The sequence below is a fragment of the Actinacidiphila cocklensis genome (assembly GCF_907177275.1).
Taxonomy (GTDB): domain Bacteria; phylum Actinomycetota; class Actinomycetes; order Streptomycetales; family Streptomycetaceae; genus Actinacidiphila; species Actinacidiphila cocklensis.
Window position 1 is genome coordinate 62903 of the sequence record NZ_CAJSLV010000052.1, and the last position, 24535, is coordinate 87437.

Genomic DNA, 24535 nt, shown 5'->3' on the forward strand with positions numbered 1-24535 from the left:
TCCGGTGTGGCCGCCGCGTCCGCGCGGCCCGGTGCCGCCCGCCGCCCGCACCGCGTCGCGGTCATCGGCGCCCAGCCGGTGTCCATGTTCAACCTCGCCGTCCCTGACATGCTCTTCGCCAAGGTCGAGGTGGACGGCCGGCCCGGCTACGAGGTCGAGCTGTGCACCCCCGAGCCCGGCGTCGTCGGCACCAGCGGCGGCGCCGACATCGTGATCCGCAGCGGGCTCGACGCGGTGGAGCGGGCCGACACCGTGATCGTGGCGGGCACCGGCTCCCGGGCGGACCCCGACCCGCGGGTGCTGGCCGCGCTGCGCGCCGCCGCGGCGGCCGGCAAGCGGATCGCCTCGATCTGCACCGGCGCCTTCCTGCTGGCCGAGGCGGGCCTGCTCGACGGCCGCAGGGCCACCACGTACTGGACCTACACCGGCGAGTTCACCGAGCGCTACCCGGCCGTCGACGTGCAGCCCGACGTCCTGTTCGTGCAGGACGGCCCGCTGGTGACGTCGTCGGGATACGCGGCGGGCATCGACCTGTGCCTGCACATCATCCGCACCGACTACGGCGCCGCCGTCGCCAACAGCGTGGCACGGCACGCGCTGGTGGCACCCGTACGGCCGGGCGGCCAGGCGCAGTTCACCGAGACGCCGCTGCCCGCCGAGACGGGCACGTCCCTCGCCGAGACCCGCGCCTGGGCGATGACCCGGCTCGACCAGCCGCTCACCCTGACCGACCTGGCCCGGCACGCGGCCGTCAGCGTCCGCACCCTGACCCGGCGCTTCCACGCCGAGACCGGGCTCAGCCCGCTGCAGTGGCTGCTGCACCAGCGGCTGGAGCGGGCGCGCGAGCTGCTGGAGACCACCGCGCTGCCGGTCGACCTGGTCGCCAGGGCCAGCGGCCTGGGCACCGCGGACTCGCTGCGCCAGCACCTGCTGCGCCGGGTCGGCCTGACCCCCAGCGACTACCGCAGCAGTTTCAGCCGGCTGACCGCGGTCTGACGGCGCCCGACCTCGTACAGTGCGGTCATGGGCGACGTGCTGCACATCAGAGGCCGGATCCTGGCGGGACCGGACGACGTACGCGACGAACTGTGGGTGGTCGGCGGCCGGATCAGCTACGAGCGGCCGGCCGCGGAGGCCGTCGCCGTCGAGGGCTGGGTGCTGCCCGGCCTCGTCGACGCGCACTGCCACGTCGGCCTGGACGCGCACGGGGCTGTCGACCGGGACACCGCGGAGAAGCAGGCGCTCACCGAACGGGACGCGGGCGCACTGCTGTTGCGGGACGCCGGGTCGCCCAGCGACACCCGCTGGACCGACGCGCGCGACGACCTGCCGCGGATCATCAGGGCGGGCCGGCACATCGCCCGCACCCGCCGCTACATCCGCAACTACGCCCACGAGATCGAGCCGGGCGACCTGGCCGTGTACGTACGCAGGGAGGCCAGGCGCGGCGACGGCTGGGTGAAGCTGGTCGGCGACTGGATCGACCGGGACACGGGCGACCTGGCCCCCTGCTGGCCCAAGGACGCGCTGGCCGAGGCGATCGCGGCCGCCCACCAGGAGGGTGCCCGGGTCACCGCGCACTGCTTCGCCGAGGACTCGCTCGCCGACCTGGTGACCGCGGGCATCGACTGCGTCGAGCACGCCACCGGGCTCACCGACGAGACGGTGCCGCTGTTCGCCGAGCACGGCGTCGCGATCGTGCCGACGCTGGTCAACATCGCGACCTTCCCGCGGCTCGCGGCCGCCGGCGAGGCCAAGTTCCCGCGCTGGTCGGACCACTTGCGCACGCTGCACGCCCGCAGGCACGAGACCGTGCGCAACGCCTACGACGCCGGCATCGCCGTCTACACCGGCACGGACGCCGGCGGCGGCCTGCCGCACGGGCTGATCGCCGCCGAGGTCGAGGAGCTGGTCACCGCGGGGCTGCCGGTCGAGGCGGCGCTGTCCGCGGCGACCTGGGGCGCCCGCAAGTGGCTCGGCCGCCCCGGCCTGACCGAGGGCGCACCGGCCGACCTGGTCGTCTACGACGCCGACCCGCGCGCCGACGTCCGGGTGCTGGCGGCGCCGCGCCGGATCGTGCTGCGCGGCAACGTCGTCGGCTGACCGGCCGGACGCCTTCGCACGGTACGCGGCCTGCCGCCGGTGCGCGGGCGCCCTGCTGACGCGGCCGTAACGCGGTGCCACGGTGGCGCGTTGGGTATGGCCGCGCGACCCGGCAGGTCAACCGGGATGCAGCCGTGCTCCGTACGGGTGGGCGACGCGCGGGAGCCGCCGTGCAGTGGAATTCGAAGATGCTGACGGAAACCACCCTTATGGGTGAACTGGCGGCGCGTAGCCGCTAATTCACTCTCAGTGCGTAAACATGGCTGCGCTAAGCCCCGGCAGCTGTCCTCAGCAACACCCTGCCGCCGGGGAGTCCGTCGTTCCCGATGTCACCCGTGGGGGTCCCACACCGTGTACCGCACCATCAACTTCCGCCTGCCCGCCCGCCGTCCGGCCGCCGCCATCGGCGCGGCCGTCGCCCTCGCCGCCGGCGCCGCGGCCTTCGCCCCCGCCGTGCAGGCGGCGCCCGCCACCGCCGCGGGCGGCGGCACGTCCGGCGCGGCCGTGCTGCGGGCCGGCCTCGACCTCTCGCTGCTCGGGCGGGCCGTGGACGTACCCGTGAACGTCTCGCTGAACGACGTGCACGCGCCCGCCGACGCCCGGCAGACCGCGCTCACCGTGAGGGTCGGCAGCGGTGTGGAGGGCGGGCGCGGCGTCAGCATCCTGCGGGCCGACGTGGCCACCGCGAACGCCACCGCCGACGCGCGCAAGGCCGAGGGCTACGCCAACGTCGTGCACGCCCAGGTCCATGTGCCGGGCCTGCCGCTGCTCGCCCTGGTCAAGGCCGACGTGATCACCGCCAAGGCCACCTGCGAGGCCGGCCACCGGCCCACCGCCCACTCGGAACTGCTCGGGCTGACCGTGCTCGGGCAGCGGGTCACGCTCGGCGCGGTCGGCACGACGAACCTGGACGTCCCCGGGGTCGGCCGGGTGAGCCTGGACCTCACCAGGACCTCGACCACCTCCGCGTCTGCGGCCGCCACCGCGCTGCGGCTCAGCCTGCACCTCAACCCGCTGAGCCTGGGCGTGGCCGAGATCCGCGGCGAGGTCACGCTGGCGCAGGCGAGCTGCACGACCCCGCACAAGGGCGGTTCCACGTCCGGCGGTTCGACCACCGGGTCGACGTCGGGCTCGACGACCGGGTCGACCGCCGGGTCCACTTCCGGGTCCACGACGGGATCGACCACCGGGTCGACCGCCGGCTCCACGTCCGGCGGTGGCCACAACGGCGGTTCCACGACCGGCGGTTCGACCAGCGGCGGCACCAACGGCTCGACGGCCGGCAGCTCCGGCGGCAGCGGTTCGTCGGGTTCGACGGGTTCGTCGGGCTCCTCCGGCCCGAACGGCGGCGCGGCCACCGGCGGCGCGTCCGGCGGCTCCGGCTCGGCCGGCACCTCCGGCGGTTCCGACGCCGTCGCCCAGACCTCCCCGGACACCGGCAACCTCGCCGAGACCGGCGCCAGTTCCTCCACCCCCTACCTGGCGATCGGTGCCGCGGGACTGGTCACCGCCGGAGCGGCGACGTATCTGCTGACCGCCCGCCGCCGCAGGACCGCGGCCACCGCCGATCCGAAGGACTGACGGGATACCGAGACAGACCCGTAGCAAGGTCACAAGGGGGGAACGAATGCCTCCGGGGCGGCGTCCTACCACGGACGCCGCCCTCTAGGCTTTCCCCGAGACCGGCAACTCGGCCAGAGGTCCGGCCGGTTGGCGCGGGTCCGGCTCAGCCCGGCGCTGAGTGCTGCGGACACGGTGGGCGCTGAGCACAGAGGCGGGCGGGGCAGGTATGACGGACGGGCTTTTCGCGGGGCGCTACCAGCTGGAAGAGCTGCTCGGCGCCGGGGGCATGGCCCGCGTCCACCGGGCGCAGGACACCCGGATGGGCCGCACCGTCGCCGTCAAGACACTGCTGCCCGAGCTGGCCGGCGACCCCGACGCGCGGCGCCGCTTCGCCCGCGAGGCCCAGGCGGCGGGCGCGCTCAACCACCCCGGGATCGTGACCGTCCACGACCAGGACGAGGTCCGCGACGGCGACGAGGTGGTGCCCTACCTCGTCATGGAGTACGTCCGCGGCGGCACCCTGTCCCAGGTCCTGCGCCGGCAGACGTACTTCGCCCCGGAGCGCGCGGTGCGGATCGCCTGCGACATCCTCGACGCGCTCGCCCACGCGCACCGCCACGGCACCGTCCACCGCGACGTGAAGCCCGCGAACGTCATGGTCACCACGGAAGGCGTCGTCAAGGTCGCTGACTTCGGTATCGCCCGCGTCCTGGACACCGACTCCCGGCTGACCACCACGGGGTCCGCGATCGGCACCCCCAGCTACATGTCGCCCGAGCAGATCAACGGCGCCGAGGTGGACGCCCGCAGCGACGTCTACGCGGTCGGCTGTGTCCTGACCGAACTGCTCACCGGACGGCCGCCGTTCACCGACGGCAACCCGATCAACCTGATGTACTGGCACGTCCACACCGCGCCGCCCGCCCCGTCGGCCCGCAACCCGCGGGTGCCGCAGGAGCTGGACGCGCTGGTGCTCACCGCACTGGCCAAGGACCCGGCGGCCCGGCACTTCGACGCCGCGGTCTTCCGCGACCGGCTGCGCAACTGGCTGACGGCGTCCGGCCATTCGGCACTGCTGGCCGGCCCCGCCGTGCCGCCGGCGGACGACCGGTCGACCCGCCCGCTGGGTGCCGGCGGCGACCCGCGGGCCACCTTCGGCGCCGGCGGCGGACTCCCCGCCGCCCCGGCCGCGCAGACCCCGGCCACCCCCGCGCAGCCGCACACACCCCCGCCGACGCCGCCGGCGAACCCCTTCGGCGCCGTTCCCGCCGAGTCCACCCCGCCGCCGCCCACGCCGGCCGAGCACCCGGCCTACGCGCTCAGGCCGCAGGTGCCGCTGCCGCCGCCGTACCATCCGGGCACCCCGCCGCCGCTCAACGGACCGAGCGCCACGGGGGAGTTCGACCCGGCACGGCGGGCCAGGCGGCGCTGGATCGCCGGGGTGTCCGGGCTCGCGGTGGCCGCCGTCGCGGCGACCGTGACCTACGTCTTCGTCCCCCTCGACGGGGGCGGCGGAGGCGGCGACGACCCGACGACGCCGCCCACCGGCCCGACGGTCCACCTCGCCCAGGACGCCGCGCTGAAGAGGCACGGCGGCAAGGAGGGCGCCGGATACGGCGGCGGCCTCGACGGGGTGGTCAAGCCGTCCGTCAAGACGGGCGGCACCCTGCAACTGGCCGCGTCCACCACCGAGGAGGGCATGCTCGACCCGGCGCGCACCTACTCGCAGCCGTCGTGGAACCTGCAGCGCCTCTACCTGCGCAAACTGGTGGACTACGCGCCGATGCCCGGCCCCGCCGGGCGCAAGCTGATGCCCGACCTCGCCACCGACACCGGGCGGGTCAGCTCCGACGGCTACACCTGGACCTTCACCCTCAAGTCCGGCCTCACCTACGAGGACGGCAGCCCCATCAGGTCCCAGGACATCAAGTACGGCATCGAACGGACCTTCGACCGTACGGAGTTCGGCACGGGACCCAGCTACTTCGCGGACCTGCTCGACCAGGGCCAGAACTACCAGGGACCCTACAAGGACACCGACCCGGACAAGCTGGGCCTGCGCTCGATCGCCACGCCTGACGCGTCCACCATCGTCTTCACCCTCTCCAAGCCCTTCGCCGACTTCCGCTACGTGCTGGCGATGTCGATGGCCGCGCCCATCCCGCCCGCGCGGGACACGAACGACGGCAGGGACTTCCAGGACAAGCCGTTCAGCAGCGGCCCGTACAAGATCGCGAGCTACACCCAGGACAGCTCGCTGCACCTGGTCCGCAACCCGCACTGGAAGCCGTCGACCGACCCCATCCGCTCCGCACTGCCCGACGCGATCGACCTGCGGTACTACAGCAGCCAGGACGCCGTCGAGGACGCGCTGCTGTCCGGTTCCGCCGACCTGGACCTCAACGCGCAGACGCTGTCCGACGGCGCCGAGGCCAAGCTGCTCAACGACCCCGACCTGAAGAGCCGCGCCGACCTGGTCTACAACGGCGCCACCCGCTACCTGTCCCTGCAGACGACCGTCGCGCCCTTCGACAACCAGAAGTGCCGCTGGGCCATCCAGTACGCCGTCGACCGCTCGCAGATACGGGCCGTGCTCGGCGGGCAGTACAACGGCGGCGATGTCGCCACCACGTTGCTGCCCCCGGTCACCGACGGCTACGACGTGGACGCCCACCCCTTCGGCTACAGCGACGGCGCCGCCTACCCGACCGAGGCCAAGCAGCAGCTGGCGGCCTGCGGCAAGCCGAGCGGCTTCGACGTCACCCTCGCAGGACCGAACAACTCGCCGCGGCTCCAGGACGCGATGCTGGCCATCCAGCACGCCCTGGCCGCGGTCGGCATCAAGGTCAAGATCGTGCAGGTGGACGCGGCCACCTACTACCCCACCCTGACCTCGCCCGCGAAGCTCAAGCAGGCCGGCTGGGGCATGGCCCTGACCGTCTGGGCCGCCGACTGGCCCACCGGCGGCGGCTTCCTGCGCACCCTGGTCCAGCCCGGCAGCCCCAACAACTACGCGTCCCTGGACGACACCGACCTCAACGGCATCGTCGAGAAGGCCGACACCCTCACCGACCCCACCGCGGCCGAAGCGCAGTGGAAGGAGGCCGACAAGGCCACGATGCGCGACTCCACGATGGTGCCGCTGGTCTACGCCCGCCACCTCGTCTACCGCGGCAGCCGCCTGACCAACGCCTACCAGCAGCAGGTGTTCGGCGGAATCGACCTCACCGCACTGGGAGTTCAGTCCTAGCCATGGCCAGCGCGTTGAGGAATCCGTCCGTGGTACGGCGGTCGCGCACCGCCACCCGCAGCCAGTCGGGGCCGAGACCCGGGAAGGTGTCGGCCCTGCGCACCGCGTAGCCCAGCGCCCGCAGCCGCTCCCTGACCTGCGCGCCCGCGGGCGTCTCCAGCAGCACGAAGGGCGCCGCCGGCGAGTCCCCTGCGACCCGGACCCCGGTGAAGTCCCGCAGCCGGGACAGCAGGTAGTCCCGGTCGGCCGCCACCTGCCCGGCCGCGGCGGCCGCCTCGGCGAGTGCCGCCGGCTCCATGCACGCGCGGGCCGCCGCCAGCGCCGGCGTGGAGACCGCCCACAGCGGCTGCGCGCGCTCCAGCTCCGCGAGCCGCTCGCGCGCGCCGAGGACGTAGCCGATCCGCAGCCCCGCGAGCCCCCAGGTCTTGGTGAGGCTGCGCAGCACCAGCAGCCCCGGCACGTCGCGCACCGCCGCCAGCGACTCCGGCTCGCCCGGCACCGCGTCCATGAAGGCCTCGTCCACCACCAGCGTCCGCCCGGGCCGCGCCAACTGCCCTACGACGTCGGCCGGATGCAGCACCGACGTCGGGTTGGTCGGATTGCCGAGCACGACCAGGTCGGCGTCCCGCGGCACCGCCGCGGGGTCCAGCCGGAAACCGTCCGCCGCCGACAGCAGCACCCGCTCCACCGGGTGCCCCGCGGCCCGCAGCGCCGCCTCCGGCTCGGTGAACTGCGGGTGCACCACGACCGCGTGCCGCGGCCGCGACGCCCTGGCAAGCAGCACGAAGGCCTCCGCCGCACCCGCGGTCAGCAGCACCTCCCGCTCGTCCGCCCTGCCGTGCCGCAGAGCGACGGCCCGCCGGGCAGCGGTCCCGTCCGGGTAGCCGGCAAGTCCGGTCAGCGAAGCGGTGATCCGCTCGGCCAGCCACGAAGGCGGCGTTCCGGTACGGACGTTGACCGCCAGGTCCACCAGCCCCTCGCCGACCTCCGCGTCACCGTGGTGCGCCAGGTCGTACGCGTCGGCCGTAGGCTGCGCGCCGCGCTCAGTGGGTGTGAGCATGGGTGTGGCCGCCGTGCGGGTGGGACGGGTCGTCGGGGTGGTGGTGCGGCTGCTGCGGCAGGCCCACCCGGTCCTCGAAGCCGGGCATCGCCACCCGGTAGACGCAGGAGTCGCAGTTCATCCGCAGATCCCCGCGGACCGCCTCCCGGTAGCGCTCCATCACCAGCTCCGCCAGCTCCGGCTCGGCGCCGATCACGTCCGCGCACCGGACGTCGGCCTCACCGCCCTGCCCCGCCGCCCACAGCGCGGCCTGCTCCCGTACCCGGTCCGGCAGCACCCCGCTGAACAGGAAGTACGGCAGCACCACGACCGTGCGCGCGCCCAGCCGCCGGCAGCGGTCCAGCCCGGCCGGGACCGACGGTTCCGCCAGCGACACGAAAGCGGTCTCCACGCCCGCGTAACCGCGGCCCTCCCACAGCAGCCTGGCCGCCTTGAAGACCTCGGCGTTGGCGTCGGGGTCGGTCGAGCCGCGCCCGACGAGCAGCACTGTCGCGTCCGCCCGGTCCGCGCCCGCGAGCGCCTGGTCCACCCGCCGCTCCAGCACCGCGAGCAGCCCCGGATGCGGCCCCAGCGGGCGCCCGTACGCAAACGACGTGCCCGGGTGGCGCTCCTTCTCCCTGGCCAGCGCCGCCGGGATGTCGCCCTTCGCGTGCCCCGCCGAGACCAGCACCAGCGGCACCGCGGCGAAGTCCCGTACGCCCGCGCCCGCCAGCGCCGCGACCGCGTCGGCCAGCGGCGGCGGCGACAGCTCGATGAAGCCGCCGCCCACCGGCAACCCCGGCTGCGCGGCGCCCAGTTGCGCCACGAACGAGCGGAAGGCCGCGGCGCCCGCCTCGTCACGGGTGCCGTGGCCGACGAGGAGCAGAGCGGGAGGTGTCACAGGTCGTTCTCCTTGCGATCGTGTGCTGCGGCAGGGGTGTAGAGCAGCGCGTTCAGTGCGGCCGCGGCCACCGCGGAGCCGCCCTTCTCCGAGATGTTGCTGACCGCGGGCAGGCCCGAGGCGCGCAGGTGCGCCTTGCTCTCGGCCGCCCCCACGAAGCCCACCGGCAGGCCGATCACCAGCGCGGGGGCCGCGTCCAGCACGAGCAGCTCCTCCAGCGCGGTCGGCGCGCAGCCGATCACCCACAGGGCGCCGGGGCCGACCTGCTCGTACGCCAGCCGGATCGCGTGCGCGCTGCGGGTCAGCCCCGGGCTCGCGACCGCGTCGCCGAGGCGGCAGACCGCCCGGCGGGCGGTGATGCCGGCCGCGACCATGGCGACGTCGGCCACGATCGGGGCGCCCGCGTGCAACGCGGCCTGGGCGGCGGTCAGTTCGGCCTCGTCGGCGACCAGGTCGTCGGTGTAGGCCAGGTCCGCGCTGGAGTGGATCACCCGTTCCAGCACCGCGCGGTGCAGGTGCGGGAGCGCGGAGGTGTCCAGGCGGGAGCGCAGGATGCGGAAGGACTCCTGCTCGATGGGGTGGACGGTGCGGGTCATGCGTCCTCGCTCCCGGTTGCGGCCTGCCAGCGGTAGCCCCGCGGCGTGACCATCCGGCCGGCGACGACGCGGGAGGCGGTGTTGCCGACGACCACCACGGACACCATGTCGACGGTGGACGGGTCCACGCCGGCCAGCGTGGTGACGGTGACCTCCTGGTCCGGGCGGGACGCCTCCCGTACGACGCCGACGGGTGTCGCGGGGGAGCGGTGATCGGCCAGCAGGGCCAGGGCCTTGGGCAGCTGCCAGTGGCGTCCGCGGCTGCGCGGGTTGTAGAAGGTCACCACCAGGTCGGCCTCCGCGGCCGCCCGCACCCGGCGCTCGATCACCTCCCACGGGGTGTGCAGGTCCGACAGGCTGATCGAGACATGGTCGTGGCCGAGCGGTGCGCCCAGCAGCGCGGCCGCCGCCAGGGCCGCCGTCACGCCGGGGACGCCGACCACGTCGATGTCGTCGGCGGCCTCCGCGAGGGCCGGCGAGGCCATCGCGTACACCCCGGCGTCGCCGCTGCCGATCAGCGCGACCGCGCGGCCCGCGCGGGCCTCGGCCACCGCGGTGCGTGCCCGTGCCTCCTCGGCGCCCAGGCCCGACTCCAGCACCCGGGTGCCGGGCAGCAGCAGGTCGCGGATCTGCGCCACGTACTGGTCAAGGCCGACGACCACCGAGGCGCGGCGCAACTCCGCCGCCGCGCGGGGCGTCAGCAGGTCCCGGGCGCCCGGGCCGAGCCCCACGACCGCGAGCCGCCCGCGCGGCCGGCGCCGCGCCACCGCGGCGGTGGCCATCGCCGACTTCCGCTTCTCGACGAGGAGTTCGCCGCCCTGCCCGGCGGCCAGCAGGGCCGCCGCCTCGGCCACGGAGGGCGTCCCGACCGCTTGCAGCGGTGCCGCCGAGGGATTCGGTACGGCGACCTCCGCGAGCTCGCCCGCCGGGTACGTCACCAGGGGCACGCCCAGCTCGGCCGCCGCGGCCACGATCCCCGCCTCGCCCGCCTTGGCGTCGACGGTGGCCACTGCCCACAGGCTCGCCTCCGCGAGCCCGGCGCCCGCCAGGCACTCCCTGACCAGCCCGACGACTTCCCCGGCGGTGACCCCCCGGCTCGCCCCGACCCCGACCACCAGCGACGGCGGCCGCACCACCACGACCCGCTCTCCGGCGTCCACCACCCGGTCCGTGACCCGCACGGCGTAGTCCGCGGCGACCTGCCCCTCCGCTGCGGCGGGGCGGGTGGGGAGGGCGGGGAGGGGCCAGGCGGTGTCCTCGTGGAGGTGGACGGGGGTGCCGTCGAGCAGGGCGCGGGTCACCGCGGGGATCGCGCCCTCCACGGGGTAGGGGAGCGCGTCGAGCGCGGGGGTGCCGGTCGCGTCGGTCGCTGTGGTGATGACCGGCGCCGTCGTCAGGACCGTGGAGACCTCCCTGGCAAGGGAGTTCGCCCCGCCGGCGTGGCCGCCGAGGAGGGCGACCGCGTGGCGGTGCGCCTCGTCGACCGTCACGACCCCCGGGTCGGACGCCTTGCCCGTGAGCAGCGGTGCCAGCAGGCGGACCGCCGCACCGGTGGCGAGGAAGACGACCAGCTGGTCGCACTCGGCGAAGGCGGCCGGCAGCAGCTCGCCGACGGCGGCGCCGTCGTAGCGGCGGGTACGGTCCGGCCAAGCGGCGGCGAGCCGGTCGCAGCCGGTCCTGCCCGCCGCGGTGGCGGCGATGAGGCCGATCACGAGCGTGCTCCTTCGGTACGGGGGGTTGCGGGCCGCTCGGCCCACAGGACGAAGACGGGGTTGGCCGCGGCGAGCCGGGTGACACCGCCGGGCAGCGGCGCCAGCCGCGACGACTGCAGGAGGACGCCGTCCGCGGTGAACCCCGCCGCCGCGAGCGCGGCACGGACCCCGGCGACCCGGTCGACCGCGGCGAGCGTCACCACCACCGCCCGCCGCGCCCGCCGCGCGCACGCGGCCACGACGGCCGCCACGTCGGAACCGCCGCCGCCGACGAAAACGGCGTCGGGGTCGGGCAGTTGCCCGAGCACCGCGGGCGCGCTGCCCACCACCGCCTGGACGTCCACCCCGTGGACCCGCGCGTTGGCCCGCACCCGCTCCACCGCCTCCGCGGACCTGTCCACGGCCACGACGGCCGCCCCGAACCGCGCGCACTCCACGCCGACCGACCCGGACCCGGCCCCGATGTCCCAGACCAGCTCACCGGTACGCGGCCCGAGCCGGGCCAGCGCCAGCGCCCGCACCTCGAACTTGGTGACCATGGAGTCCCGGTGCGCGAAGTCCGCCTCGGGCAGCGCCCATCCGGCGGGTGCCGCCGGCGGACCCGCGACCGTACCGGCGGCCGGCACCGCTGCACCGGGCCGCAGGCACAGCACGACGCCGACCGCGTCACCCCAGTCCCGGTCCGCGGCCTCCTCCGGCGAGACGGCCACCACCGACTCGCCGGGCGAGCCGAGTCCGCGGGCCACGACGAGCGTGCGCGCGATCCCGGTACGGGCCAGGGCCGCCCCCAGCTCCGCCGCCCCGGCGCCGGGACCGGTCAGGACCGCCGCCTTCGGATGCGCTCGGCACACGTTGACCGCGGCCCGCAGATCCCGCCCGTGCGCGCTGACCACGACCGCGTCGTCCCAGCTCAGACCGGCCCGGGCGAAGGCGACCGCGACGGACGGCGCCGACGGCCGCACGTCGAGCGCGCCCGCGCCGAACCGTGCGCCCAGCGCCCGGACGATCCCGAAGAAGCCGGGGTCGCCGGACGCCAGCACCACCACCCGGCGGCCCGCGGCGACGTAACCGTCGATCTCGTCCAGCGCCGGCCCCAGCGGCCCGAGCACCAACCGGCGTGCACCGCCCGGCAGTTCCGCCGCCTCCAGATGGCGGGCCGCGCCCACCAGCAGGTCGGCGGCGCCGACGGCCGGCGGCGGCCCGCCCGTTCCCGTACCGAGCACCGTGATCACCGCGTCACCCACGGGACTCGCGCAGTTCGCGCCGCGCGACCGGGTCGGCCCGCCGGAAACCGTGGAAGTGCCCCGGGTGGTAGAGATGCGACCGCGTCCCCTGCGCGGACAGCGCCGGGCCGACCAGGAAGAGCGTATGCTTCCACAGCCGGTGCGCCTTGACCGTCTCCTCCAGCGTCGCGATCGTGCAACGCAGCAGCAACTCCTCCGGCCAGCTCACCTGGTGGGCGACGATCACCGGGGTGTCGGTGGGATAGCCGCCCTCCAGCAGCTCGGCCGCGAGCTGCCCGGACCTGGCGGCGGACAGGAAGACCGCCATCGTCGTCCCGTGCCGGGCGAACTCCCGCACCTCCTCGCCCGGCGGCATCGGCGTCTTACCGCCGCCGAGCCGGGTCAGCACCACCGACTGGGCGACCTCGGGAATCGTCAACTCCCGCCCCGCCGCGGCCGCGACCGCGGAGAACGACGACACCCCCGGCACGATCTCCACCTCGACGCCCAGCTCGGCGCACCGGTCGACCTGCTCCTGCGTACCGCCCCACAGCGCCGGATCGCCCGAGTGGACCCGCGCACACCGCAGGTCCTCGCGACGCACCCGCTCGTAGACGGCGACGACGTCCTCCAGCGACATCGACGCCGAGTCCAGGATCTCCGCGTCCGGCCTCGCGTGCTCCAGGACCGCCGCCTGCACCAGGCTCGCCGCCCAGATGACGACGTCGGCCGCGGCGATGGCCGCCGCCGCCCTGAAGGTGAGCAGGTCGGCCGCGCCCGGCCCCGCGCCGACGATGGTGACCTTGCCGCTCACAGCTTTCCTCCCCTGCCGTCCCGCCGCGCGGGCGCGATCAGCGTCGACAGATACGGCAGCGGGCCGTCCAGCAGCTGCGCCGCCGGGCGGATGGACTCCTCCGGCAGCCCAAGCGCGCTGCCCCACACCGCGCCCTCGGTCCTGCCGGTCGCCGCCAGCGCGGCCGCGACCTCGGCCGCGAGCCGGCCGAACTTGTACGCCACGACCGTGCCGGGGCCTTCGAGCGCCGCCTTGAGCACCGCCGCCCCCGCGGTCACCGGCACCAGCGTCAACGGCTCGGTGCCCTCGGTCAGTACGGCCCCGCTGCGGGACGCCAGATCCTGCATCGCGGTGATGCCCGGCACCGTCGCCACCGCCACGCCCGGCAGCAACTCGCCGATGGTGTGCGCGAGATACGTGAACGTGGAGTACACGTTCGGGTCGCCGATCGTCGCGAACGCCACCGAGCCGCGACTGCGCAGCAGTTCGGCGACCCGCGCCCCGGCCGCGTCCCACGCCGCCTCGCGGCGGCCCCGGTCGGAGCGCTCGTTCAGCGCGAAGACGACCCTGACGATGCGGTCCGCGGCCACGTAGTGCCGTACCGTCGCCTCGGCGCGGCCGAGCTCGCCGGTGTCCATCACCGGCACCACCACCGCGCCCGCTGCGCGCAGCGCGTTCACGCCCTTCACCGTCACCAGTTCCGGGTCGCCGGGGCCGACCCCGACCCCGGTCAGTCGCAGGTCCATGCGGCACACCTCTCGACGAAACGGGTCGCGAGCGACGGCTCCGCGGCCCAGTGCAGATGCAGATACGAGGCGTGCACGGCACCGTCCACGAAGCCCTCGGTACGGCGCTCCGGATGCGTGAAGCCCCACGCGGCGGCGGCGCCCTGCGGCGGGTCCACCGCCGTGCGGTGGAACTCGTGCCCGCGCAGGCGGGTGCCCGGCGCCGCCAGCGGGCTGTCGCTCAGCGCGACAGCCTCGCGGTAGCCGAGGGTGAGGCGGCCGGTCATGCTCGCCGTGACGGGCAGCCGCCCGCACATCGGCTCGCCGTCGAGCGTGCGGGCCAGGTACAGCAGGCCCGCGCACTCCGCGGCGACCGGGGCACGCAGCTTCCTGATCTCCTCGCGGAGGGCGGTGTTCGCGGCCAGCTCCGCCGCGTGCAGCTCGGGAAACCCGCCCCCCAGGACGAGGCCCGTTGTCCCCTCCGGCAGCGACTCGTCCCTGAGCGGATCGAACTCGACGACCTCCGCTCCCGCGGCACGAAGCAGTTCCGCCTGCTCGGTGTACCGAAACGTGAACGCCGACCCGGCGGCCAGGGCCACGACGGGCTCGCGCCCCACGTTCTGCCCGACGCCCGCGCCCACTTCCCGGCGCGTCCTCAAACGCCGGACGGGCTGGGTTTGTTGGGTGGGCTCGGTTTGCTCGGCTCGGACGGGCTCGACCTGGCGACTCTCCAGCCCGTCCGGCGTTCGAGGACCGGGGTCCGGGGCGGAGCCCCGGGTTCGGGAAGGGGCGGGGCCGGGGAAAGAAGCGCCGCAGGCCGCCACCTCGGCGGCCGGGTCCCACGGCTCCGCCTGGAGGGCGGGGGCGCTGCGCGCCAGCGCGAGGAGGCCCGCGAGGTCGCAGGCCCCACGGACGCGGGCGGCCGCCGCGCGGACGAAGAGGCGCGCAGCGGCAGACCGCTCCGCGACCGGCACGAGCCCGAGGTGCCGCGAGGGCACGACAAGATCGTCCCCGCGCCCGAGCGCCCCGAGACACGGCACCCCCACCTCATCAAGCGCCTCGCGCAGAACGCGTTCGTGCCGCGCCGACCCGACCTTGTTGAGCACCACCCCGCCCACCCGCACCCGCGGGTCGAAGGACGCGAAGCCGTGGACGACCGCGGCCACCGACCGCGCCTGCGCGGCCGCGTCGACGACCAGCACCACCGGCGCCCGCAGGATCGTGGCGACCTGCGCGGTCGAGCCCAGCTCGCCCTGGCCCGAGGCACCGTCGAAGAGGCCCATCACGCCCTCCACGACGGCCAGTTCGCAGCCCGCCGCGCCGTGCAGGAAGAGCGGGGCGATGCGCTGCGGGCCGCACAGGTACGGGTCGAGGTTGCGGCCTGGCCGCCCGGTGGCCAGGGCGTGGTAGCCGGGGTCGATGTAGTCGGGGCCGACCTTGTGCGGGGACACGGCCAGGCCGGCGTCCGCGAAGGCGGCCATCAGGCCGGTCGCGACGGTGGTCTTGCCGCTGCCCGAGGCAGGTGCGGCGATGACGAGGCGGGCTACCACTCGATGCCCCTCTGCCCCTTCTGCCCGGTGTCCATCGGGTGCTTGACCTTCGACATGTCGGTGACGAGGTCGGCGGCGTCGACGAGCGCGGGCGGCGCGTTGCGGCCGGTGACCACCACGTGCTGGGCGCCGGGCCGGTCCCGCAGCACCGCGACGACCTCGGCGGTGTCGACCCAGCCCCAGTGCATCGGGTACGCGAACTCGTCCAGCACGTACAGCCGGTAGGTCTGCGCGGCCAGGTCGCGCTTGACCTGTTCCCAGCCCTCGCGGGCGGCCTCCTCGCTGCTTTCGAGCGAGCGCTGCACCCACGACCAGCCCTCGCCCATCTTGTGCCAGGCGACCGTGCCGCCCTCGCCGGAGGCGCCGAGCACCCGCAGCGCCCGCTCCTCGCCGACCTTCCACTTCGCGGACTTCACGAACTGGAACACCCCGACCGGCCAGCCCTGATTCCACGCCCGCAGCGCGAGCCCGAAGGCGGCCGTCGACTTCCCCTTGCCGACCCCGGTGTGCACGATCGTCAGCGGCCGGTTGCGGCGCTGCCGGGTCGTGAGGCCGTCGTCGGGCACCACGTTCGGCTGTCCCTGCGGCATTACGCGGCCCTCCTGATGTCCTTGACCAGTGCGGAGACCGTGTCGGCCCGCAGTTCGCCGAGCGTGACGGCGGTCCCCGCCAGGTCGGCGGCGAGCGCGCCCGCCAGGCCGAGGCGCACCGGCCCCGACTCGCAGTCCACGACCACCGCGGCCGTGCCCGACGCGGCGAGCAGCCGGGCCGCGCGGGCGCCGAGCGCCACCGGATCGGGGCCGCCGGTGGCCCGCCCGTCGGTCACCACGACCAGCAGCGGGCGCCGCGACGGGTCGCGCAACCGCTCGATGCGCAGCACCTCGTGCGCCTTCAGCAGGCCCGCGGCCAGCGGCGTACGGCCCCCCGTCGGTAGCTTCTCCAGCCGGGCCGCCCCCGCGTCCACCGACGAGGTCGGCGGCAGCGCCAACTCCGCGCCCGCGCCGCGGAAGGTGACCAGGCCGATCTTGTCGCGCCGCTGGTACGCATCGAGCAGCAGCGACAGCACCGCGCCCTTCACCGCCGACATCCGCTGCCTGGCGGCCATCGAGCCCGAGGCGTCGACGACGAACAGCACGAGGTTGCTCTCGCGGCCCTCGCGCACGGCCTGCCGCAGGTCGTCCCTGCGGAGCACGAGTCCGGGGCCGCTGCGGCCCCTTGCGCGCTGGTGCGGTGCCGCGGCCTGCACGGTCGCCGCGAGGTGCAGCCGGCCGAGGGCGCCGTCCGGGCGCCGGGCGCCGGTGGTGCGGCCCTGCGCGGTCCGGGCCCGCGAACGGCGGCCCGCGGCGCCCTCGCCGAGCCCCGGCACGGTCAGCGTCCGCGTTCTGAACGGCTCCGCGGCGGCCGCCGCGGGCCGCTCCTGCGCCCCGCCCCCGGGCGCGTCCTGCCCGGCCGACTCACCGGCAGGCCCCGCCGGGTCCCGCTGCTCCTGCCCGTCGTCGCCCGTGGCCGCCGGCGCGTCGGGCTCCTGCGGCTGCCCGCCCCCGTCAGGGCCGCCGCCGTCCCCGCCTCCGTCCCCGTCCGGGTCGGTGTCGGGGTCCGGATCGTCGTCACCGGCCTCCGACCTGGCGCGCTCCAGCGTCTCGTCGAGCTTGTCCTCGTCGAGTCCCGGCGCGTCGAAGGGGTTGCGGCGGCGCCGGTGCGGCAGCGCGAGCAGTGCCGCCTGCCGCACGTCCTCGGCCAGGACGACCGTGCGGCCCGCCCATGCGGCCAGCGCCGTCGCGGTGCGGGCCATCACGATGTCCGCGCGCATGCCGTCGACCTCGAAGGCCGCGCAGGTCGCCGCGATCTGCCGGAGGGCGGCGTCGCCGAGCCGCACGTCGGGCAGCAGCGCGCGGGCGTCGGTGATCCGCGTCCGCACCTGCTGCTCCTGCGGTGCCCAACGGGCCGCGAAGCCCGCCGGGTCGGCGTCGTACGCCAGCCGACGGCGCACCACCTCGACGCGCTCGTCGGTCTCGCGGGACGCCGCGACCTCGACGGTCAGGCCGAAGCGGTCGAGCAACTGCGGGCGCAGCTCGCCCTCTTCCGGGTTCATCGTGCCGACCAGCAGGAAACGGGCCGCGTGCCGTACGGAGACGCCCTCGCGCTCGACGTAGCTGGCGCCCATCGCCGCCGCGTCCAGCAGCAGGTCGACCAGGTGGTCGTGCAGGAGGTTGACCTCGTCGACGTACAGCACGCCGCGGTGCGCCGCGGCGAGCAGGCCCGGTTCGAAGGCCTTCACGCCCTCGGCGAGGGCGCGCTCGATGTCGAGCGCGCCGACGAGCCGGTCCTCCGAGGCGCCGACGGGCAACTCGACCAGCCGGGCCGGGCGTTGCGACGCCCCGCTCCCGGCGGGGTGCGGGCCGTCGGGGCACTCCGGGTCGGCGGACCCGGGCGCGCAGGAGAACCGGCAGCCGGGGATGACGGGAACGGCCGGCAGCAGCGCGGCCACCGCCCGCACGGCCGTCGACTTGGCGGTCCCCTTCTCCCCCCGGACGAGAACGCCCCCCACGGCGGGGGAGACGGCGTTGAGCACCAACGCCAGCCGCAGGTCCTCCTGCCCGACCAGGGCACTGAACGGGTACGGCGTACTCATGCTTCCTCCTCCGTCCACCCGCGGCCATCCACCGCGACACCACAACCGAGATCGGTCGACACACCCAGCCCGTCCGGCGTTTGAAGACCGGGGTCCGGGGCGGAGCCCCGGTTCCGGGAAGGGGCGGGGCCGGGGAGAAGGCCCGCCGCAGGCGCCGTCATGACTCCCCCTCCAGGTCGCCCTCCAGGGCGAGGTAGGTCTCGCGGAGGCGGGCAAGGGTGTCCGGGGACGGCGCGGCCCACAGGCCGCGCTCGGCCGCTTCGAGCAGCCGCTCGGAAATCCCCCTCAGCGCCCACGGATTGGAATTCCGCATGAATTCCGAGTTCTCCGCGTCGAAGACGTACTCCGACGCCAGCCGCTCGTACATCCAGTCGTCCACGACACCGGCCGTGGCGTCGTACCCGAACAAGTAGTCGACCGTGGCGGCCATTTCGAAGGCCCCCTTGTAGCCGTGCCGCCGCATCGCCGCCATCCAGCGCGGGTTGACGACCCGGGCGCGGAAGACCCGGTGGGTCTCCTCGCCCAGCGTGCGGGTGCGGACCTGGTCGGTCAGGGCGCTGTCGCCGACGTAGGCCTCGGGCGAGGTGCCGGTGAGATGGCGGACCATGGCCACCATGCCGCCGTGGTACTGGAAGTAGTCGTCCGCGTCGACGAGGTCGTGCTCCCGGGTGTCGACGTTCTTCGCCGCGACCTGGATGCGGCGGAACGCGGCCTCCATGTCGCCGCGGGCGGGCCGCCCGTCGAGGCCGCGGCCGTACGCGTAGCCGCCCCACACCGCGTAGACCTCGGCGAGGTCGGCGTCGGAGCGCCAGTTGCGGGCGTCGATCAGCGGCAGCAGGCCCGCGCCGTAGGCGCCGGGCTTCGAGCCGAAGATGCGGGCGGTGGCCCGCCGCCGGTCGCCGTGCTCCGCGGTGTCCTGGTCGGCGTGCGCGCGCACGTAGTTGACGTCGGCGGGCTCGTCCAGTTCCGCGACCGCCCGCACCGCGTCGTCCACCAGGGCGACGACGTGCGGGAAGGCGTCGCGGAAGAAGCCGGAGATGCGGACGGTGACGTCGATACGCGGCCGGCCCAGCTCCGCCGCGGGGACGATCTCGAAGCCGGTGACGCGGCGGGACGCGTCGTCCCACACCGGGCGGCAGCCCAGCAGCGCCAGGATCTCCGCGATGTCGTCGCCCTGGGTGCGCATGCACGAGGTGCCCCACACCGTCAGGCCGACCGACGCCGGGTAGCCGCCGTTGTCGGCGAGGTGCCGGGCCAGCAGCGACTCGGCGAGCGCGGTGCCGACGTCCCAGGACAGCCGGGACGGGATGGCCTTGGGGTCGACGGAGTAGAAGTTGCGCCCTGTGGGCAGCACGTTGACCAGGCCGCGGGTGGGGGACCCGGAGGGACCCGCGGGGACGTAACCGCCGCGCAGCGCCCGCAGGATGTGGTCGATCTCGTCGGTGGTGCGGGCCAGCCTGGGCACGACCTCGGCCGCGGCGAAGTCCAGCACCCGTACGGCCGCGGGCACGTCCGCCCCGCCGAGGACCTCCGTGACCGCCTCGGCGGCCGCGCCCGGCGCCCAGTCACGCCTCTCCATGGTCTCGGCGAGCCGCCTGGCGAGCTGCTCCAGCAGGTCGACGGCGTCGGACGCGGTGCGCGCCGGGCCGTCGGCGAGGGCGGTCAGCGCCGGCGGTACGGCCGCCGGTGCGCCCGGGGCGGCCAGCAGCTCCTTCTCGACCAGGCCGAAGTGCTCGGCCAGCGCCGCCCGCAGGCCGGGCAGCGCGTCACCGGCGCCGCCCCAGACCTGGGCGGAACGCAGCACCGCGAGCACCAGGTTGACCCGGGCCTCGCCGACCGGGCCGCCGCCCAGGATGTGCAGGCCGTCGCGGATCTGCACGTCCTTGATCTCGCAGAGCCAGCCGTCGACGTGCAGCACGAAGTCGTTGAAGTCGCCCTCGTCCGGCTGCTCGTCGACGTGCAGGTCGTGGTGCAGCTCCGCGGTCCGCACCAGCTCCCAGATGCGGCTGCGGATCGCCGGGGCCTTCGCCGGGTCGAGATCGTTGACCAGGGCGTACTCGTCGAGGAGCTGTTCGAGCTTGGCGAGGTCGCCGTACGAGTCGGCGCGGGCCATCGGCGGCACCAGGTGGTCCACGACGGTGGCGTGGCCGCGGCGCTTGGCCTGGGTGCCCTCGCCGGGGTCGTTGACGATGAAGGGGTAGACCAGCGGGAGTTCGCCGAGCACCGCGTCGGGCGCGCAGCCCGCGGACAGCCCGAGGCCCTTGCCGGGCAGCCACTCCATCGTGCCGTGCTTGCCGAGGTGGACGATCGCGTCGGCGCCGAAGGTGTGCTCCAGCCAGCGGTACGCGGCCATGTAGTGGTGCGACGGCGGCATGTCGGGGTCGTGGTAGATGGCGATCGGGTTCTCGCCGAAGCCGCGGGGCGGCTGGATGAGCACCACGACGTTCCCGAACCGCAGCGACGCCAGCACGATGTCGTCGCCGTCCACGTAGAGGGAGCCCGGCGGCTCGCCCCAGTGCCGCAGCATCCCCGCCCGCAGGTCGTCGTCCAGGGTCGCGAACCACTGCTGGTAGTCGGCCAGCGGCACCCGGGCCGGGGCCGCGGCGAGCTGCTCCTCGGTCAGCCACTCCACGTCGTGCCCGCCCGCCGCGATCAACCGGTGGATCAACTCGTCGCCCCCGGCCGGGTGCTCGCCGGTCACGTAACCCGCGTCCCGCAGCGCTTCGAGGAGCCGCACGGCCGAGGCGGGCGTGTCGAGGCCCACCGCGTTGCCGACCCGGGAGTGCTTGGTCGGGTAGGCGGTGAAGACCAGGGCGAGCCGCTTGTCGGCGTTCGGCTTGTGCCGCAGCGCCGCGTGCCGCACCGCGATGCCCGCGATGCGGGCGGCGCGCTCCGGGTCCGCGACGTAGACCGGCACGTCGCCCTCGCCGGTCTCCTTGAACGAGAACGGCACGGTGATCAGCCGCCCGTCGAACTCCGGGATCGCCACCTGCATCGCCGCGTCCATCGGCGACAGCGCCGCGTCGGACTCCTGCCACGCCTTGCGCGACGACGTCAGGCACAGGCCCTGCAGCACCGGGACGTCCAGCTCGGCGAGCGCGCCGACGTCCCACGCCTCGTCGGCGCCGCCCGCCGAGGCGTCGGCGGCCACCGTCCCGCCGGAGGCCAGCACCGTCGCCACGATCACGTCGGCCCGTCCCAGCAGCTCGTAGAGCGCCGGGTCCGCACCCCGCAGCGAACCGCAGTAGACGGGCAGCGCGTTGGCGCCGCGCGCCTCGACCGCGGCGCACAGGGTGTCCACGAAGCCGGTGTTGCCCGACAGCTCGTGCGCCCGGTAGAAGAGCACCGCGACGGTGGGGCGGCCGGGCTCGTGGCCGTAGCCGCCGTGCAGCCCGAACTGCGGCATGGCGTGCGGCGGTTCGAAGCCCTCGCCGCTCATCAGCACCGTGTCGGACAGGAAGCGCGCCAGCTCGGCGAGATTCGCCGGGCCGCCCTCCACCAGGTAGCGCAGCGCCTCGGCGACCACGCCCGCCGGGACGGTGGACAGCGCCATCAGCTCCGCGTCGGGGACGTTCTCACCGCCCAGCAGCACCGACGGCACCCCGGAAGCGGCGATCACCGCCAGGCCCTCCTCCCACGCCCGGCGCCCGCCGAGCAGCCGGACCACGGCCAGGTCGGCGCCCTCCAGCAGCCCGGGCAGCTCGCCTTCGGGGTCCACCCGGGAGGGGTTGGCGATGCGGTAGGCGGCACCGCCGGGGTGCGCGGCCATGGCGGCCCGCGCGGCCAGCAGGTCGGTGTCGGCGGTGGACAGCAGCAGAACGGTCGTCATGGTGCCCCCGGTGGGACGAAGGGGAGTCCGGCGGGTGCGCCGTCCTCGATGAGCCGCAGCAGCGCGGCGGTGTCCAGGTGCTCCTCGACCAGGTCGCCGAGCCGGTCGAGCTGCGCCTCGCGCAGCGCCGCGAAGTCGGTGCCGGGCGCCGGCACGAAGCGGCGGCCCGCCGCCGCGGCGACCCGGCGCAGGAAGGCCCGGCGGAAGCCGTCGCTCTCCAGCGAGCCGTGCCAGTGGGTGCCCCACACCGCGCCGACCCGGCAGCCGTCGAGGAAGTCCTCGCCGCCGCCGAGGAGTTCGGCGACCCCGTGGTGGATCTCGTAGCCCTCGACCGGCTCGCCGTAGGCCCGGCCGACCGGCCTGGCCAGCGTCTTGGCGGCGGCGAAGCGGATACGGGCGGGCAGCAGGCCGAGGCCCGGCACCGTACCGGCCCTGGACTCCACGTCGTCCTCGATGCGTTCGGACAGGATCTGGAAGCCGCCGCAGATGCCGAGCACCGGGCGGCCCTCGGCCGCGCGGCGCTCCACCGCCGCCGCAAGGCCGCTCGCGCGCAGCCACTCCAGCGCCTTGACCGTGCCGCGGGTGCCGGGCAGCACCACCAGGTCGGCGTCCGCGACGTCGTCGGCCCGGTCGGTGAAGCGGACGCTGACGCCGGGCTCGGCGGCGAGCGCGTCCAGGTCGGTGAAGTTCGACATCAGCGGGAGCGCGACGACGGCGACCCGCAGGACGTCCTCGCCGTACGGCTCGCCTGTCGCGGACTCCCTGACCCGCAGGCCGTCCTCCTCGTCGATGCCGAGGCCGCGGGCGTACGGCAGCACGCCCAGGGTCGGCCGGCCGGTGAGCTTGTGGAGCATGGCCAGGCCGGGTTCCAGCAGGGTCACGTCGCCGCGGAACTTGTTGACCACGTAGCCGGCGATCAGCGCCTGGTCCTCCGGCGCGAGCAGGGCGGTGGTCCCGAAGAACGACGCGAAGACGCCGCCGCGGTCGATGTCGCCCACGACGAGGGCGGGGATGTTCGCGCGGCGGGCCAGGCCCATGTTGACGATGTCGGTGCGCCGCAGGTTGATCTCGGCCGGGCTGCCGGCGCCCTCGCAGATCACCGCGTCGTACGAACGCCCCAGCTCGGCCAGGCAGTCCGCGACGACGTCGAGCAACTCGCCCTGCCTGCCGCCGTGGTAGCCGCGCGCCGACATCTCGCCGACGGCCTTGCCCAGCAGTACGACCTGGCTGCTGCGGTCGCTGCCCGGCTTGAGCAGGACCGGGTTCATCAGCGCGGACGGCTCCACGCGGGCGGCCTGCGCCTGCATGGCCTGCGCCCGGCCGATCTCCGCGCCGTCCCGCGTGACGAAGGAGTTGAGCGACATGTTCTGGCCCTTGAAGGGGGCGACCCGCACGCCACGGCGCACCAGGAACCGGCACACCCCCGCGGTGACGACGCTCTTGCCGGCGTCGGAGGTCGTGCCGGCGATCATCAGTCCGCGCATGGCGCCTCCCGGCGGGTCCAGAAGGTGCGTTGGGCTGGCCTCGGCACCGCCGCTGCGCGCCGCGGTGCTTCTCGCCGCAGGCCGGCGCGGTCACCCCGGGCGCGGGGGAGGAGCGCGGGGATCACGGTCAGCGCCAGCGACAGCGCCGAGACGCGGCGGGAGAGGGCGACCGCGCGGGGGATGTCCGCGGCGGTGGGGGGCGGGAAGCGGTCGCCCAGGACGGGGCGGTGCTCGACGCGGCCCGCGTAGGACAGGGTGCCGCCCAGCCGCAGGTGGAGCGCGCCGGCGAAGGCGGCCTCGACGGGGCCCGCGTTCGGGCTCGGGTGGGCGGCGGCGTCCCGGCGCCAGGTGCGTACGGCGTCCAGCGGGTGCGCGGAGGCCAGCGCCGCCAGCGTCGCGGTGAGCCGGGCGCCGGGCCAGCCCACGGCGTCGTCGAGCCGGGCCGCGGCCCAGCCGAAGCGCAGGTGGCGCGGTGAGCGGTGGCCGACCATGGCGTCGAGCGTGTTGACCGCGCGGAAGCCGGCGAGCCCCGGCAGCCCGAGGGCCGCGCCCCAGACCAGGGCGCCGACCACCGCGTCGGAGGTGTTCTCCGCGACCGACTCCACCACGGCCCTGGCGATCTGGTCGGCGTCCAGGTGCTGCGGGTCCCGCCCGCACAGGTGCGGCAGCCTGGCCCTGGCCGCCTCGACGTCCCCTGCGTCCAGCGCCGCCGCGACGGCCCGCGCCTCCCTGGCCAGCGACGTACCGCCGAGCACCGACCAGGTGCAGGCCGCGGTCAGCCCGGCCGACAGCGCGGCGGAGGGCCGTACCGCCCGCCCGGCGAGGGCCGTGGCACCTGCCACGGCACCGGCGCACAGCGCGGCGTAGGCCGCGCCGCTGAGCCGGTCGTCCCGCCACATCCGGCGCTCCAGCGCCCCCGCCGCACGCCCGAAGGCCGCGACCGGATGGCCGCGGCGCGGGTCGCCCGCGAGGAGATCGCCGAGGAAGCCGAGCGTGGCGCCGTACGCGTATACGCGATCGGCACGCATCAGCTCAGACCGCCGTCACCCTCCGAGGGGACGGCGTACAGGAACACGTGCCGGGAGGTTCGGGGATGGCGCCGGGCATGGCAGGAGTCCTCACTCAGGGTCCGCGC

17 protein-coding genes are annotated in these 24535 nt (G+C 75.4%); 4 read left to right on the top strand and 13 right to left on the bottom strand.

From position 1 onward, the window contains the following. Positions 1–84: 84 nt before the first annotated feature. The 4 genes from NFU81_RS15520 to NFU81_RS15535 all read left to right on the top strand — a co-directional run bounded on the left by NFU81_RS15520 (position 85) and on the right by NFU81_RS15535 (position 6916). Entirely contained in the window at positions 85–996 is a 912-nt protein-coding gene (locus NFU81_RS15520; protein ID WP_251490086.1) for a GlxA family transcriptional regulator, read from the top strand. Positions 997–1032: 36 nt separating this feature from the next. Then, on the top strand, positions 1033–2103 hold the full coding sequence (locus NFU81_RS15525) for an amidohydrolase family protein (protein WP_422665212.1): 1071 nt from the start codon (positions 1033–1035) through the stop codon (positions 2101–2103). 351 nt (positions 2104–2454) lie between these two features. After that, a complete protein-coding gene (locus NFU81_RS15530; protein WP_251489956.1) occupies positions 2455–3684 on the top strand; it encodes an SCO1860 family LAETG-anchored protein in 1230 nt (409 codons plus the stop codon). Positions 3685–3892: 208 nt separating this feature from the next. Then, positions 3893–6916 (top strand): ABC transporter substrate-binding protein, encoded by a 3024-nt coding sequence (locus NFU81_RS15535; RefSeq protein WP_251489958.1) that lies wholly within the window; start codon positions 3893–3895, stop codon positions 6914–6916. Here NFU81_RS15535 and cobC read toward each other — a convergent pair. The 13 genes from cobC to NFU81_RS15600 all read right to left on the bottom strand — a co-directional run bounded on the left by cobC (position 6891) and on the right by NFU81_RS15600 (position 24428). Further along, positions 6891–7976, bottom strand: coding sequence for an Rv2231c family histidinol phosphate aminotransferase CobC (gene cobC, locus NFU81_RS15540; RefSeq protein ID WP_251489960.1), 1086 nt, complete (start codon positions 7974–7976; stop codon positions 6891–6893). The two genes, NFU81_RS15535 and cobC, sit on opposite strands and share 26 nt — an antisense overlap. Continuing rightward, positions 7960–8856: a sirohydrochlorin chelatase gene (locus NFU81_RS15545; protein ID WP_251489962.1), complete on the bottom strand. Its 897-nt coding sequence runs from the start codon at positions 8854–8856 to the stop codon at positions 7960–7962. The genes cobC and NFU81_RS15545 overlap by 17 nt, the downstream gene beginning before the upstream one ends. Further along, positions 8853–9452 carry a precorrin-8X methylmutase gene (locus NFU81_RS15550; protein ID WP_251489964.1) on the bottom strand — a complete coding sequence of 200 codons (600 nt, stop codon included), beginning with the start codon at positions 9450–9452 and terminating at the stop codon, positions 8853–8855. Before NFU81_RS15550 ends, NFU81_RS15545 begins: the two co-directional genes overlap by 4 nt. After that, the gene (gene cobJ / locus NFU81_RS15555) at positions 9449–11164 is read right to left on the bottom strand and encodes a precorrin-3B C(17)-methyltransferase (protein WP_251489966.1); all 1716 of its coding nucleotides are present in this window, start codon (positions 11162–11164) and stop codon (positions 9449–9451) included. The genes NFU81_RS15550 and cobJ overlap by 4 nt, the downstream gene beginning before the upstream one ends. Beyond that, positions 11161–12396, bottom strand: a complete 1236-nt coding sequence (gene cbiE, locus NFU81_RS15560) for a precorrin-6y C5,15-methyltransferase (decarboxylating) subunit CbiE (protein ID WP_251490088.1) — start codon at positions 12394–12396, stop codon at positions 11161–11163. The genes cobJ and cbiE overlap by 4 nt, the downstream gene beginning before the upstream one ends. Positions 12397–12400: 4 nt before the next feature. Next, entirely contained in the window at positions 12401–13201 is an 801-nt protein-coding gene (gene cobM, locus NFU81_RS15565) for a precorrin-4 C(11)-methyltransferase (protein WP_251489968.1), read from the bottom strand. Then, positions 13198–13926, bottom strand: a complete 729-nt coding sequence (cobI, locus tag NFU81_RS15570; RefSeq protein WP_251489970.1) for a precorrin-2 C(20)-methyltransferase — start codon at positions 13924–13926, stop codon at positions 13198–13200. The genes cobM and cobI overlap by 4 nt, the downstream gene beginning before the upstream one ends. After that, a complete protein-coding gene (locus tag NFU81_RS15575) occupies positions 13911–15455 on the bottom strand; it encodes a cobyrinic acid a,c-diamide synthase CobB (RefSeq protein WP_251489973.1) in 1545 nt (514 codons plus the stop codon). The genes cobI and NFU81_RS15575 overlap by 16 nt, the downstream gene beginning before the upstream one ends. After that, positions 15449–16045: a cob(I)yrinic acid a,c-diamide adenosyltransferase gene (cobO, locus tag NFU81_RS15580; protein ID WP_251489975.1), complete on the bottom strand. Its 597-nt coding sequence runs from the start codon at positions 16043–16045 to the stop codon at positions 15449–15451. The genes NFU81_RS15575 and cobO overlap by 7 nt, the downstream gene beginning before the upstream one ends. Further along, entirely contained in the window at positions 16045–18087 is a 2043-nt protein-coding gene (locus tag NFU81_RS15585) for a putative cobaltochelatase (protein ID WP_251489977.1), read from the bottom strand. The genes cobO and NFU81_RS15585 overlap by 1 nt, the downstream gene beginning before the upstream one ends. Before the next feature lie 157 nt (positions 18088–18244). After that, the gene (cobN, locus tag NFU81_RS15590; protein ID WP_251489979.1) at positions 18245–21916 is read right to left on the bottom strand and encodes a cobaltochelatase subunit CobN; all 3672 of its coding nucleotides are present in this window, start codon (positions 21914–21916) and stop codon (positions 18245–18247) included. After that, entirely contained in the window at positions 21913–23400 is a 1488-nt protein-coding gene (locus NFU81_RS15595) for a cobyric acid synthase (RefSeq protein ID WP_251489981.1), read from the bottom strand. The genes cobN and NFU81_RS15595 overlap by 4 nt, the downstream gene beginning before the upstream one ends. Beyond that, positions 23388–24428, bottom strand: a complete 1041-nt coding sequence (locus tag NFU81_RS15600; protein WP_251489983.1) for a cobalamin biosynthesis protein — start codon at positions 24426–24428, stop codon at positions 23388–23390. Before NFU81_RS15600 ends, NFU81_RS15595 begins: the two co-directional genes overlap by 13 nt. Positions 24429–24535: the final 107 nt, after the last annotated feature.